This window comes from Desulfovibrio sp. JC010 (assembly GCF_010470675.1).
Taxonomy (GTDB): Bacteria; Desulfobacterota; Desulfovibrionia; order Desulfovibrionales; family Desulfovibrionaceae; genus Maridesulfovibrio.
The window spans coordinates 390,318-404,207 of sequence record NZ_VOIQ01000001.1 but is presented as its reverse complement, the minus strand read 5'-3'; the positions used below and the strand labels follow the sequence as shown (position 1 = coordinate 404,207).

General features: G+C 51.7%; 12 protein-coding genes. 9 read left to right on the top strand and 3 right to left on the bottom strand.

All coding sequences use genetic code 11. The features are described from left to right. Positions 1 to 62: 62 nt before the first annotated feature. The 3 genes from FMR86_RS01850 to FMR86_RS01840 are packed head-to-tail and all read left to right on the top strand — an operon-like array spanning position 63 to position 4,126. Positions 63 to 599, top strand: a complete 537-nt coding sequence (locus tag FMR86_RS01850) for a hypothetical protein (protein WP_163349360.1) — start codon at positions 63 to 65, stop codon at positions 597 to 599. A 57-nt stretch (positions 600 to 656) separates the two neighbouring features. Next, positions 657 to 2,804 carry a peptidase domain-containing ABC transporter gene (locus FMR86_RS01845; protein ID WP_163349359.1) on the top strand — a complete coding sequence of 716 codons (2,148 nt, stop codon included), beginning with the start codon at positions 657 to 659 and terminating at the stop codon, positions 2,802 to 2,804. Next, complete coding sequence (locus FMR86_RS01840; RefSeq protein WP_163349358.1) at positions 2,801 to 4,126, top strand: HlyD family type I secretion periplasmic adaptor subunit; 1,326 nt, start codon at positions 2,801 to 2,803, stop codon at positions 4,124 to 4,126. Before FMR86_RS01845 ends, FMR86_RS01840 begins: the two co-directional genes overlap by 4 nt. Positions 4,127 to 4,160: 34 nt before the next feature. Here FMR86_RS01840 and rhtB read toward each other — a convergent pair whose 3' ends face one another. From rhtB to nrfH, 3 genes are all read right to left on the bottom strand, one after another. Then, complete coding sequence (gene rhtB / locus FMR86_RS01835; RefSeq protein ID WP_163349357.1) at positions 4,161 to 4,787, bottom strand: homoserine/homoserine lactone efflux protein; 627 nt, start codon at positions 4,785 to 4,787, stop codon at positions 4,161 to 4,163. 176 nt (positions 4,788 to 4,963) lie between these two features. Next, positions 4,964 to 6,475 (bottom strand): ammonia-forming cytochrome c nitrite reductase, encoded by a 1,512-nt coding sequence (gene nrfA / locus FMR86_RS01830; protein ID WP_163349356.1) that lies wholly within the window; start codon positions 6,473 to 6,475, stop codon positions 4,964 to 4,966. A 26-nt stretch (positions 6,476 to 6,501) separates the two neighbouring features. Then, complete coding sequence (gene nrfH, locus FMR86_RS01825; RefSeq protein ID WP_163349355.1) at positions 6,502 to 7,032, bottom strand: cytochrome c nitrite reductase small subunit; 531 nt, start codon at positions 7,030 to 7,032, stop codon at positions 6,502 to 6,504. 267 nt (positions 7,033 to 7,299) lie between these two features. Here nrfH and FMR86_RS01820 point away from each other — a divergent pair, with 267 nt between their 5' ends. From FMR86_RS01820 to FMR86_RS01795, 6 genes are all read left to right on the top strand, one after another. Continuing rightward, positions 7,300 to 7,785, top strand: coding sequence for an Lrp/AsnC family transcriptional regulator (locus tag FMR86_RS01820; protein ID WP_163349354.1), 486 nt, complete (start codon positions 7,300 to 7,302; stop codon positions 7,783 to 7,785). 185 nt (positions 7,786 to 7,970) lie between these two features. Next, complete coding sequence (gene hemL, locus FMR86_RS01815) at positions 7,971 to 9,239, top strand: glutamate-1-semialdehyde 2,1-aminomutase (protein ID WP_163349353.1); 1,269 nt, start codon at positions 7,971 to 7,973, stop codon at positions 9,237 to 9,239. A gap of 121 nt (positions 9,240 to 9,360) precedes the next feature. Next, the gene (locus tag FMR86_RS01810; RefSeq protein WP_163349352.1) at positions 9,361 to 10,386 is read left to right on the top strand and encodes a cobalamin biosynthesis protein; all 1,026 of its coding nucleotides are present in this window, start codon (positions 9,361 to 9,363) and stop codon (positions 10,384 to 10,386) included. Next, positions 10,383 to 11,141, top strand: coding sequence for a precorrin-3B C(17)-methyltransferase (cobJ, locus tag FMR86_RS01805; protein ID WP_163349351.1), 759 nt, complete (start codon positions 10,383 to 10,385; stop codon positions 11,139 to 11,141). Before FMR86_RS01810 ends, cobJ begins: the two co-directional genes overlap by 4 nt. Before the next feature lie 138 nt (positions 11,142 to 11,279). Beyond that, positions 11,280 to 11,687, top strand: coding sequence for a cytochrome c3 family protein (locus tag FMR86_RS01800; protein ID WP_163349350.1), 408 nt, complete (start codon positions 11,280 to 11,282; stop codon positions 11,685 to 11,687). 69 nt (positions 11,688 to 11,756) lie between these two features. After that, positions 11,757 to 13,769 carry a hypothetical protein gene (locus FMR86_RS01795; RefSeq protein ID WP_163349349.1) on the top strand — a complete coding sequence of 671 codons (2,013 nt, stop codon included), beginning with the start codon at positions 11,757 to 11,759 and terminating at the stop codon, positions 13,767 to 13,769. Positions 13,770 to 13,890 lie beyond the last annotated feature (121 nt).

Genomic DNA, 13,890 nt, shown 5'->3' with positions numbered 1-13,890 from the left:
TAAAGGCAGGGGAAGTCGGAAGTAAATCAGGCAAGCACAACCGTAATCAACAGGAGAACATTATGGGTTTCTTTTCATGGATCAAGAAGAAGGCTGCACAGGTAAAAAGTTTCGTAACCAAGAGCTACAAGACTGCCGCTGCATTTGTGACCAAAAAGTACAATGAAGCTGCTTCCTTTGTGAAGAGTACTGTGTCTACTGCGTCTAGCTGGTTCAAGGGGATTAAAAACGGAACTGTGAAACTGACAGCGGAGTCCATAGGAGGAGCGGCCAACTGGCTGGCCGGAAAGGTCAGCACCGCCGCCAAGTGGGTGGGCAATACCGCCCTCACCGCATCCAACTGGGCCAAGAAAAAGTACGCCACCGCCAGCAAGTGGGTCGGCACAACCTACAATGAAGGCAAGAAGTACTATGACACAGCTAAAAATTTTCTGACCGGAGCCAAGGCTGTAGCTGAAGCCAAAAGCGGTTCCCTGAGCAGTGCACCCGCAAACGGACAGTCACTGGCTTACAAGGATTACACTGCACTCAGTGCATCCAGCACCGGGGCAAATGTAAGCGGAACTGAAGAAAAGAAAACTCAACTCTTGGCAAGTTAGTACAAATTGTGACCCGGAGAGCCCAAGGGCTCTCCGGGCCCCAGAGGGGAGGGGCTTATGGCACGCACCAGAGAATTAAATATTTCAGCACTGTCCAATCTTGCGGCAGTGTTTTCGCATTACAGCCTGAATGTATCTGCAGAAGATCTGCGGCAGGAGTATGATCTCGGCGGAGAAACTGTGACAACCTCCCGTTTTCTGCGCATGGCCCGTGAGAACGGGCTGGAAGCGGGAATCCGCAGGGTGGGCTGGAAGAGGCTGCATAGCCTTGAAGAAACCTTCCCGGTGCTGGGCGTTTTGACTAACGGCGATACATTGGTTTTTTCCGGCTTTGAGCAGGGCGAAACCAAGGATGATGACCGCCTTGTGCTTTTCACCGGGGAAGGATTGCAGTTTGTTTCCCGTGCCGAGATTGAAGAAATCTGGACCGGGGAGGTCATACTCTTCAAGACCGTGAAGCAGGAGGGCGAGAAACGGTTCGGGTTGCTCTGGTTCGGGGCGCAGGTTCTGTTTGAGAAGCGTATTTTTACCGAGGTGGTCATTATTGCGCTGGTGCTTAACCTGCTCGCCTTTGCCATTCCGCTCTACTTTCAGAATGTAGTGGATAAAGTGCTGGCCCACCATGCTGTTACCACTTTGCACGTCATGGGTATCGGCGTGGTAGGCGCGGTGCTTTTTGAAGGCGTGCTGCGGTTTCTGCGGGAATATCTGCTCCGGTTTGCCACCTCGCGCATTGATTTGCGGCTGGCCATGAATACTTTTGCGCGGCTGGTGCGGCTGCCGCTGGATTTTTTCGAGCGCAGTTTTGCCGGGGTGGTGGTCAAACACATGCAGCAGGTGGAGCAGATACGGGAGTTCCTGACCGGGAATATGCTGGAAACCATGCTCGATGCCACGGCCCTGCTGGTTTTCCTGCCAATCCTTTATCTGTACAGCCCACAGCTGACCTTTATCGTGCTCGGTTTCGCGCTGGTCACAGCTATCTGCATCGGACTGATGCTTGGTCCCTTCTACGGAAGACTGCTGCGGCTTTATGATGCCGAAGGTAGAAGGCAGGCCCTGCTGGTAGAAACCATCACCGGTATGAATACGGTTAAGTCGCTGGCTCTGGAACCTTCGCGCAACAAGCGTTGGGAAGACGGTTCGGCGCAGTCGGTCTCCAGCAATTTTTCAGTGGAGAAAATGGCCGCTGCCGGGCAGGCCATCATCAAGACCCTTGAACGGCTGATGACTGTTTCGGTCATCTGGGTGGGGGTGAGTTCAGTGTTTGACGGCACCATGACCGTAGGTTCGCTGATTGCATTTCAGATGCTTTCCCAGAATGTGACCACGCCGCTGATCAGACTGGTGGAGCTGGTTCACGAATACCAGAAAACCCACCTCGCAGTGAACATGCTTGGCGAGATCATGAACCGCAGGCCGGAACCGGGTTTTGACAGGAGGGGCATTCGCTCGGAAATCAAGGGCGGGCTGGAAATCAACCAGTTGAGTTTTTCCTATGTTCCGGGTGAGAATCCGGCACTGGACAGCATCGACCTGAACATAAAGCCCGGTGAAGTGCTGGGTGTGGTCGGGCGCAGCGGATCAGGCAAAACTACCCTGACCCGGCTCATTCAAGGTCTGTATCCGGTCCAGAAGGGCAACATATCCTTTGACGGTACAGAAATCCGGGAAATGGATATCCGCCATCTGCGCGATTCCATCGGCGTGGTGCTGCAGGAGAATTTTATTTTCCACGGCAAGGTGCGCGAGAATATCGGACTGGCCAGACCGGGGGCGGATTTTGAACAGATCGTAGAAGCTGCCAAGCTGGCCGGGGCGGACGAATTCATCCGCAAGCTGCCGCAGGGTTATGACACCGTGCTGGATGAAAACGGGGCCAACCTTTCCGGTGGGCAGAAACAGCGTCTGGCAATAGCCCGTGCACTTATGAAAGATCCCGGACTGATCATCTTTGACGAGGCGACCTCGGCTCTTGACCCTGAAAGCGAATACCGCATTCAGGAAAACCTCGAAAAGATCGCCGAGGGCCGCTCCATGATCATCGTGGCCCACAGGCTTTCCACACTGCGTCACGCGGACCGGATAATAGTCATGGAAGACGGGCGTATTGAAGCGCAGGGATCGCACAATGAACTGCTTATGGCCTCGCCCATCTACAGGAACTTGTGGGAAAAGCAGACCAGAGGGATGGAGGCAGCATGAGACGTAGACACAGCTTAAAAAATAACGAACTGGAATTCCTGCCTGATTCCGTAAAAATCCGTGAACGCAGGGTTCCGCTGGCAGCACGCTTTTCCCTGTTTACCATCCTTGGCCTGATCGCTTTCGGCATCACATGGGCCTGTATCGGACGGGTGGATAAAGTTGTCATCGCCAAGGGTAAAGTTGTTACTTCCGATCGTCCGGTGGTCATCCAGCCCATCCAGACCGCGATTATCCGGACCATGAATGTGAAGGAAGGTGACGTGGTGGAAGCAGGGCAGGTGCTGGCGACTCTTGACCCGACCTTTTCCAGCGCGGATGAAGCGGAGATAGTCAGCCGCGAGGAATACCTGCTGGCACTTTCGGAGAGGGTGGAGGCCGAGCTTGAAGGCCGCAGCATCGAGGCCGCAGCCAGTCCGCTGGTACAGGGGCAGGTCCGGCTCATGGCTATCCGTATGGAACAGCAGAAATTCCGGCTGGAGTCGCTGGACAATGAAATCGATACACTTGAGCGCAAGGTGGAAGCTGCTGAAGCGGAACAGGACCGTCTGCGCCTGAGCCGTAAAAGTCTGCGCGAGATTGAGGAGACCTATAAGGGACTTTTTGAAAAGAAAATGTGCTCCAAGCTGGAATATCTTAAGGCCCGCGAGGACCGCCGCGAGCTTTCGCGGCAGGTTGCCGCTGCCGGGGCCTCTGCCGCGCAATTGGTGGAGCAATTGGAAAAAGCCCGCGCTCAGCGCGTTTCACAGGAAAAGGATTACCGCGCGGAATTGACCAAGGCATTGGTTGAGGCCCGTCAGGAGCTTAATGAACTCAGGCACCGGCTGGTCAAGGCCGAGCGTATACGTGAGTTGGTGGAAATCCGTGCCCCGCGCCGGGCCGTGGTTAAGGAGACTGCCCAGCTTGCCGCAGGCTCCATCGCCCGTGAAGCCGAGCCGCTAATGGTTCTGGCTCCGCTGGGTTCAACCCTTGAGGCGGATGTGGAAATCAATGCTCGCGATATCGGCAGGGTTTATAAAGGTGTTCCGGTACGCATTAAGCTGGAAGCACTCCCGTTTCAGCGTTACGGAATCCTGCTTGGCAGCGTGGCGGTGATCAGTCCGGATGCTTTTCTGGAGCAGTCCGGTGAAGGCGGAGAGAAGGTAGTCTATCGGGCCAAGGTTAAAATCGGGCAAAGCGAATTGCGTAATGTTCCGGAAAACTTCAATCTTATTCCGGGTATGCAACTGGCTGCGGAAATGCAGGTCGGCCAGCGCAGGCTGATCACCTATTTCCTTGATCCGATTATTCGCGGGTTTGATGAATCTTTTCGGGAAGGGTAAAATTTGAAAGGGCGGGCAGAACTCGCCCTTTTCTTTATGTAGATCTTCTGGCCGTAGCCAGTGCCAGCCCGGCACCCATGAAAAGGGTCCCGAAAATACGGTTCTGCATGAGTATTCTTTTGGGAGTGGAGAAAAAGCGGCGTGCTGTTCCGGCAACGCACATGTAGCCGATCATGACAAAAGCATCCACCAGAAGTGTTGTCGCGCCCAAGACGAGATATTGCATTAAAGCCGGAATTGCCGGGTCGATAAATTGCGGAAGAAAGGCGGCCAGAAAGACAATTGATTTCGGATTGCTCAGGTTGACCATCATACCTGTTTTAAAGAGCGATCCGGCAGATGTTTCATGGATCAGATTGCTTTCCTGAGGGATCACGGCCCGTTCTCTCCATTTCTTAATTCCCAGCCAGATAAGATATCCGGCCCCGGCATATTTCAGGGCTTCAAAGAAAAATACGGATGAGGCCAGCAAGGCACCCAGCCCCGCAGCCACACAGATTAAATGGATAAGCAGCGCGAATTGAAGGCCCGCAATGAGGCATAAAGTTTTTCTGGCCCCATAACGCATGGAAGTGCTCATGGAAACAACCGCACCTGCTCCGGGCGAGAGGCTGAAAATAATAGAAACAGCGACAAAAGATATCCAGATGGAAAAGGGCATGGGCACTTCCTTTCATTAAAATACAGGTTTGGTTGGTCGAGTTCTGCATACATTTTTTCAGCGTCTTTTAAAAGCGGCGGTATACATAACTGAAAAAGCCCCCGGACCTAAGTCCGGGGGCAGCGCATTCTGATCACAATCAATTAAGTCTTGGTTGTGACGCCGTCAGAGGCGGTTTAATTCTGCGGGTAAGCAGTGTTGTCGGGCAGAATCTTCCACCAGTTTTTATCCAGACGTCCTGCTTTCACAGCGTCATCATACCATTCGACAACCAATCCTTTCTTGAATCTCATCTTATCCTTAACGAGCTTGTCGAAAGGTACGCCGGCCAGCTTCTGAGCCTTTTCCTTGGTGGAGAAATCAGGCACTTCGTAGTTGGTTACACCGTGGTTGGCGAGAATGTTCTGAAGTTCCAGACGGGCCTGCATGGCCTTGTTGTTTGCTACACCAAGGAGACGCAGGGTCTCGCCGGGAGCGTGGAAGAAGGAACCATGGCTGGCGATGGAGTAATCCCAGAGCCACTGTGCGGAACGAATGGTATTAATGGGCTTTCTCATTTCGTCTTCGGTTGCGCCTACTTCCCATGCCTTTTTGGCTAAAAGGTGCGCATTGGCAAGGCTGTTCATGGCGATGACGTTCAGCTGGTTCTTACGCTTCAGTTTTTCTTCTACGATCTGCTTGAACTCTTCCTCGCTCTGGCGGTGACAGGTCAGGCAGGAGTTTGCGATGTTGTTGAGAGGGCTCTGAATCTGGTGGTCAGAGAACTTTACGCTGCCTTCCTGAGTGTAAGGCATGTGGCAGTCCGCGCAGGAAAGGCCGCGCTTGTAGTGAATGCCGGTGGTGAAGATTTCATAACCGGGGTGCTGGGCTTTAAGCATGGGAGTCTTACTCAGCTTATGAGTCCAGTCTTTGAATCCGTATTCGTTGTAGTATTCTTCCATGTTTTCGGCAGCGAGGCCCTTGGCCCACGGGAAGGTTACTACAGCGGCAATCTGCTTGTTGCCTGCCTTATCGGTGTAAGGGGTCTTTTTGAAGTAGTATTCAGAGTGGCACTGGGCACAGGCAAGTGAGCGCATATCCTGAAAAGTAAGGTCTTCCAGTTTTTTGCCGCTCGCTTCGAGGCCGCGCTTGAGGTAAGGTCTTGAGATCTCAAGCTGGCTAGTCTGACTGTTGTGGCAGTCTGCACAGCCGATGGGGTTCACAATTTCGCTACCCATTCTTGCCCATTTTCCGGTGAAGTATTCAAGCTCACCGTCTCTTTCCATGAGGCGCGGAACATCAGATGATTTACAGGACCAGCAGGCCATGGGCATGGGGCCGTCATTGGGACCTGTGGGTGCGCCGGTGCGCAGGGTGTTGATGTTGCTCTGCAGAGCGTTGAAGTGTCCGCGGGGAGCATTATAGTCTTTGGCGAAACCGTAACCGGACCAAAGAATTGCCAGCTGGGGATATTTTTCCACCAGATCTTCAATCTTGTTACTGTCTCTGGTTTTTTTCCAGGTGTCATACTGGCGGGGATATTCCTTACCCCAGATGTCGCTTCTGGCTTCTACTCCCTTTTCTTTAATCACCGGAGCGGTGTTTAGCAGAACCTGTTCAGTTTTCTTAGTTTGGATTGAAAGCAGCATGTAGGCCATGAAGGCTATTGCGATAAGAGCCCCCACCAATATGATAGTATTTTTCTTCATTGTTCCCCCATTCATCTCAAAAAAAATTATTGAGTATACTTTACGCCAAGTCTTACGGGTGCGGCATTAATGCTGCGTACTTTCCCGTGCGGGACATAGCGGTGGCAATGCCAGCATTTTCTTTCCCCTAACGACTCGCTGTCAAACGCATGGTAGCGGTCGACATTTTTGATGAGTGTTTTTGAAAAGCTGGAATGACATCTGATGCAGTTTTCCTGAACACGCCGGGCTCCATCATCTGTAATGAGCATGCGTTTCCCGTAGGTGTTCAAGGTGAATGCGACAGAGTGGTTCCATCCGTCGCGGGACTTTGACGCATATTTGTCGATGTAATTCTCCACCGGCAAATGACAGTCAACACATTGGGCGCGTTGAGCGTGGGAACTGTGCTGCCATGTTGCGTAATAACTCTCCATGACATGGCAGTTGATACAGGCTGTGGAATCATTGGACATGTAAGAAGTGGCTTTGGACTCTTGGACCAAATACACCCCCATTACCACAGCGACTGTTACACTTGCCAGGGCACAGAACCGTAGAACCGAGTTAAAGTTCATAGGCACCTCTCTCTACAAGTTTACTTTGGCCTCGTTAACATTATTCTATAGAGTTTTGTTGCTTTAATTTCCTCCTTGTTTGGGGATAAAAAGATTGCACTACTCATAATATCTCATATCTGTGATTTTTAATCTATGACTTAAGTCAAAAAAACAGGTGTCTTTTCTGAGGGCGAGCGGCAAAACAATTATTTCGTCCTCAGCACTTGAGCATGAAACAATATGCGGGTATCACAGGCTGACCAAAGAAAAGACCAAGGATGGAATATGGCGATAAAATTTACTGAACTTGAACATAATATTCTGGCACTGGCGGGCACCAATCTTTCATGGAGTGCAACTCCTTATGCCGACATTGCCGAACAGGTGGGCTGCAGCGAGCAGGAAGTGCTTGATCTTCTGACCCGTCTTAAAGACGACAAGATCATCCGCCGTTTCGGCGCGACCCTGCGGCACCAGAAGGCCGGGTACGGCGCAAACGCCATGGTCGCATGGCGGGTGACCGAGGATCAGGAACCGGAAAAGGTCGGCGAATTCATGGCCGCACGTCCTGAAATCAGCCACTGCTATCTGCGTCTCACTTACGAGGACTGGCCGTACAACCTTTATACAATGATCCACGGCAAAGGACCGGATGATTGTAAAAACGTTGTCGCCGAGCTGGAAAAGCAGACCGGGATCACCGATCACTGCACCCTGCGCAGTCTGAAAGAGCTGAAGAAGACCTCCATGGTCTATTTCGAAGAGAAATAATTTTTACACGGGGAGTACGAACTCATTTTCCCCGCACACCCAAGCACCTTATCGGCGAAGCCCTAATAAAAAGTTTTGGGATTCTTAAACCCTTTTCCCAAAAGGGTTTAAGCCCCCGGAGGGCCGCCGGAGGCTTCTTTAATCAAAAGCGCGAAGCGCATCAAATTTCTTAAAAGGAATCTCACATGACATCATCATCTGAACTTTTTGGTAAGGCACAGGAACTGCTGCCCGGCGGTGTTAACAGCCCTGTTCGCGCCTGCAAATCTGTCGGCTGCGATCCTCTTTTCATTGAAAAGGCTGAAGGCAGCCGCATGTGGTCCGTGGACGGTCAGGAACTCATCGACTACGTCATGAGCTGGGGGCCGATGATGCTCGGCCACGGTTACGAGGCAATTAAAGAAGCCGCCCACAAGGCAGTAGATATGGGCGCAAGCTACGGCGCACCTTGTCCCGGTGAAATCGAGCTGGCCGAAGAGATCATCAAAATGGTTCCTTCCATCGAGATGGTGCGCATGGTCAACTCCGGTACCGAAGCAACCATGTCCGCACTGCGTCTCGCACGCGGCGTGACCGGCCGTGACAAGGTTCTTAAATTTGAAGGCTGCTACCACGGTCACAGTGACTGCTTCCTCGCCAGCGCAGGTTCCGGTCTGGCAACTTTTTCTATCCCCGGCACCCCCGGTGTTCCCGAAGGAACCGTAAAAGATACCTTGCTTGCTCCTTACAACGACCTTGATGCTGTTAAAGCCGTCTTTGAAAAAGAAGGTAAAAATATCGCCGCAATCATCGTTGAGCCTGTGGCAGGCAACATGGGCCTCGTGCTGCCGAAGGAAGGATTCCTCGAGGGGCTGCGCGCACTTTGCGACGAGCACGGCGCATTGCTGATTTTTGACGAAGTCATCACCGGATTCCGCGTAACTTCCGGCGGCGTAGGTCCCCGTTTTAACGTTACCCCGGACCTGACCACCCTCGGTAAAATCATCGGCGGCGGTTTCCCGGTGGGCTGCTACGGCGGCAAGAAGGAATACATGAGCCGTATTTCTCCCTGCGGTGATGTTTATCAGGCCGGAACACTTTCCGGTAACCCCGTTGCCATGGCTGCCGGTGTTGCGACCCTGCGTTCTTTGCAGCAGCAGGATTACGATGCACTTGAAGCACGTACCCTCAAGCTCGCTCAGGATATGAAAGCAGCTCTGGAAGCCAATGGTTTCAAAATTGTCCTGAACCATATCGCTTCCATCTTCACTCTGTTCTTCACTGATCAGGATGTAACTGATTTTGAATCCGCCAAGACCGGCGATGCTGAACTTTACTCCAAGTTCTACCGTCACATGCGTGAGCAGGGCGTGAATCTCGCACCATCCAGCTTCGAGTGTACTTTTACCTCCTTCGCACACAGCGAAGCAGACTACGAAGCCACTCTGGAAGCTGTTAAAAGCTTTAAAGGCTAAGAAGCCTCCGGCGGCTGGGGAAGGGAAACTTTTGGGAAAAGTTTCCCTTCCCCAGACCCCATCCCTTCAAAACTTTTTAGCGGGCTTCGCTCCGTCCGCCATCAACCGCCAAGGCAATGCCATGCCTGCTAACATCGCAATATTTGCTCTCACTAAAAGGGGGGCGCAACTAGCTCATAAACTCGCTGCGTTACTCCTTTCTGATTGCTACGTTTTAGATCGCTACGCCTCCGAATCCGACATTCCGTTCACTTCCCTCAAAGACACAGTTGCCGATAAGTTCCACAAGTATGAAAGCCATGTTTTCGTGGCTGCCTCGGGCATTGTGGTGCGCATGATCGCGCCGCTGTTGAAAAGCAAAGATGTGGATCCGGCTGTGGTTGTTGTGGATCAGGAAGGGGAGTTCGCTATTAGTTTAGTCTCCGGACATCTGGGCGGGGCCAATGAACTGGCCCGGCTGGTGGGCGATAAGATCGGTGCCGTTCCGGTGATAACTACGGCTACGGACTGCGCAGGGGTGCCTTCCATGGATCTGCTGGCCCGTGATCAGGGGCTGAGTATTGGCGATATCGGTTTAATTAAACATATCAATGCTGCGCTTCTGGATGGGGAGCAGGTTCCGGTCTATGATCCTGACGGTTTTTTGGACATATCCGCTTTCAGTGCTTATTTTTATGTGGTGGACGATGTTGATGTGTTGTCGGAGTCTTGTTGCGGTGTTGTTGTGGACTGGCGTAAGCACAAATTGCCTGAGCGGTGCTTAGCTCTTTATCCGCGCTGCCTTACGCTTGGTGTGGGCTGTCGGCGCGGGGTTCCTGCGGATGAAATTCTGGAGCTGGTTCGCAGTGTTGTTGCTGATAATGGCATTGCTCTTGAGTCAATTTTTTGCATGGGCTCCATTGATGCCAAAAGCGATGAAGCCGGGATGATCGAAGCGGCTGAAATTTTAGGGCTGGATTTGAAATTTTTCAGTGCGGCGGAACTTGATGAAATTGAAGTTGCCAATCCTTCGGGTATGGTAATGAAACATATGGGGGTCGGCGGTGTCTGCGAAGCTGCGGCAATGAAACTGGCGGACTCCACTGAAATTCTGATACCCAAGACAAAAAGTGCGCGGGTGACTGCGGCAATAGCAAGGAAAATATGAGTAAAGGTTGTATAAAAGTGATCGGGCTTGGTCCCGGAGATGAATGTCTTCTGGCTCCGCAGGCCCGGCAGGCCATTGAGGACGCGGATGCTGTGGTCGGCTATACCGGATACGTGAAGCTGGTTCCGCAAAAGTTGCTGGAAGGGCGGGAAGTTCTCTCCACAGGTATGATGGCCGAGGTGGAACGTTGCCGCAAGGCAGTGGAGGCCGCTGTAGAAGGGCGTAATGTGGTCATGGTCTGCAGCGGGGATCCGGGTATCTACGCCATGGCCGGGCTGGTTATGGAATTGCTTGAAGCTAGCGACTTGTTCGATAAAGTTATTTTTGAAGTCGTGCCGGGAATTCCTGCGTTCGGTGCGGCTGCGGCCCTGCTCGGTGCTCCGCTTATGCACGATTTTGCTTCCATCAGCCTCAGTGATCTGCTTACCCCGTGGGAAAAAATTGAAAAAAGGCTGAAAGCTGCGGCTTCTGCCGATTTTGTCATCGCCATTTACAATCCGCGTTCTAAAAAAAGGGCCGGACATCTTGGTGAAGCTGTTGAAATTTTAAAAAAATATCGTGAAGGAAACACCCCGCTGGGTATCGTGAACCGGGCATATCGTGACGGACAGCAGGTGCGGGTGGTTACTCTGGACAGTCTGGATGTGAATGATGTTGATATGCAAACGGTTCTGATTGTTGGAAATTCTTCTACCCGGGAGGTTGCGGGGAAAATGCTCACCCCGCGTGGCTACGCCAACAAGTATGACATTTGATTCCGGGTGTGATAACTATTTGATACCGCTAATTTTAATCAGTGGATTTTTTCACCGTGCTTGACATGGTTTTTTATCTAAATTAAATCCACAAGAAGACTGTAATTAGGTTAACGTTATTTTAAGGAGGAACTGAGGATGAAAAAGACCCTGCTTATCAGCATGGTAACAGCTGCTCTGGTTTGCGCTTTCGCTCTGCCCAGCCTGTACGCTGTTGATGCACCCGGTGACATGGTTCTGAAGGCTCCCGCTGGAACCAAAATGAAAAAGGCTCCGGTGGACTTTTCTCACAAAGGTCACGCAGCTATCGACTGTACCAAGTGTCACCACACCTGGGATGGTAAAGCTGCTGTGAAAAAATGTTCTGCTGAAGGTTGTCACGTAGACACCAGCAAGAAAGGTAAAAAGAAGCCCACTTCTTTCTACTCCGCTTTCCATTCCAAGTCTGAAATCAGCTGCGTAGGCTGTCATAAGGCTCTGAAGAAAGCTAAAAAGGCAACCGGCCCCACCAAGTGCGGCGACTGCCACCCCAAGAAAAAGAAATAAGTTTTCTTGATGTGTAATTAAAAGGGGGCTTTTGCCCCCTTTTTTCCAAATTTTTTAAGAGGGTAGTCTATGACCCCGGATTCACCGGATACTAAAGGCGCGGAAGAGGTTCTCGACCTTAATGATGTTGCTGAAGAGGTTGATGCCAGCTTTGAGCAGGAACTCGAAGACCTTTTTTCTGAAGACCTTGAAATTGAAGAGCCTGAATTGACCATGGATGATTCAGACGATCTTCTTGTGCTGGACGATGTTGCTGATGATGGCGATGATCTGCTGGTGCTGGATGATGTCGTGGAAGAGGCTTCCGGTGATGATATCTTAGAGCTTGATGATGTTGTTGAAGCAGGGGATGACGACGCCCTTGTGCTCGATGATGTTGTCGAAGCCGGAGAAGATGTCCTTGAGCTTGACGACATCGTGGAAGAAGCCGGGGATGATGCTCTCGTGCTTGACGATGTGGTCGAAGAAGTGGCTGCTGAAGACGTCCTTGAGCTTGATGACATAGTTGAAGAAACCGATGATGTGCTTGATCTCGGTGAAATTGCTGAAGAAGCAACAGAAATTTCCGAATCCTCGGCAGCCGGGGTTGCAGAAGAGCCTGTAGCCGAAGCTGATCCGATGGATGATATTGATTTTGATCTCGGCGAAGCCGAGGTGCTGGCTGCTGCCGGTGCTGAAGGCGGTGAGCTTGATGAAGACGGCCTTGACGGTCTCATCGATGACCTCGGCGGTGACGCGACCGTTGCCGAGGACGATGCCGAAGATGTTGATTCGCTTTTTGAAGATGACGCTGAAGTGGATAATCTGGATTCTCTGCTTGATGAAGCTGCGTCCGATGAAGATGAAGAACTTGACGGTCTGCTTGGCGATGTTGAGGACAGTGTTGAAATCGGTGATCTCGGCGAAGATGTGCTGGCTGATGAAGACATTGAAGGTTTGCTCTCTGAAGACCATGAAGAAGTTGTGGAGCTTCAGGAAGAAGGGCTTGATATGCTCGAAGATGTAGCAGAGCCGGTAGCTGAAGTAGCCGAACCGGAGCTGGTTGAGCCTGAAATAGCAGAGCCTGAGATTGCCGCCCCGGAAGTTGCCGAACCGGAATTGCTTGCCGGGGATGTTGATCTGGCGGCTGACCTTGAAATGGTCGCTGATGAAGAGCTTGATGCCGAAGAAGATGATCTTGATCTCGGAGAATTGCTCGAAGATACAGAAATAGATTTTTCCGACCTTGACGCGGAACTGGAAGCCGATGACAGCGAAGCTGCTGTTGACATGGGTGAACAGGCCGCGATTATCGAAGAGCTGGAAGAAAAGGCGGCTTCCGCAGCCAAGCGTTCCGAAGCTCTTGAAATTTCGCTGGGAGATGCCGAAGAGCGCATTGCTGTGCTTGAGCAGGCTCTTGAATCAGCCACCGAACGTATTTCGCAGATTGATTCCATTGAATCAAATATGGCTGCTTTTGCTGAAAATATGCGTCTGCTGGAAGAAAAGATGGCTCAGGGCAGCGGAGTTGAGGATGCTGTTAACCAGCAGCTCAGTGAAGCTTTGAGACCGGAGTCCGCAGCAGTTGTAGCCATTGCCGCAGCCGCTGCTGACGAAGTCGGCGACAGGGTGACTGACAAGATTCAGCTGGGACTTCGTGAAGTCCGCGCCGATGCCGAAGAGCGCATCGCTTCCATAGAAGGCAGGCTGGATGAAAGCCCGGACCTTGAGCCGCGTATCGCAGCAGCTGAAGCCAGACTGGAAGAACTTCCCGACCATGAGCCGCGTCTTGGCGAAATTGAAGAGAAGATTAATTCCCTGCCTGATGTGGAAGAAGTGGTCAGCAAGTCCCTTGAAAAGGAACTTGATCCTGATTCCCCCGCTTTCTACCGTATTAAGGGCCGTTTGACCGAAGATATCGAAGATTACCTTGCTCCGCGTCTGGTTGAAAAGATTGAGAGCATGAAGGGTGAACTTGAAGAATCCTTCAAGGCTTCGGTGGAAGAAATGTTGGCAGACAAGCTTGATCGTGCGGTCCCGGCTGAAGCTGCCCGGATTATCCGTGAAGAGATTGCGGCACTTGCCCGCGAACTTGAAGATTAATTTCAGCTTTATTAAAAGATCTCAAAGATCGGTCCGGCGGACAAAAGTCTGCCGGACCGATTTAATTTATATGGATTGGGTGGGAAAAAGCAGGTCGACTATTTGGAGGTCTCATGCTAAA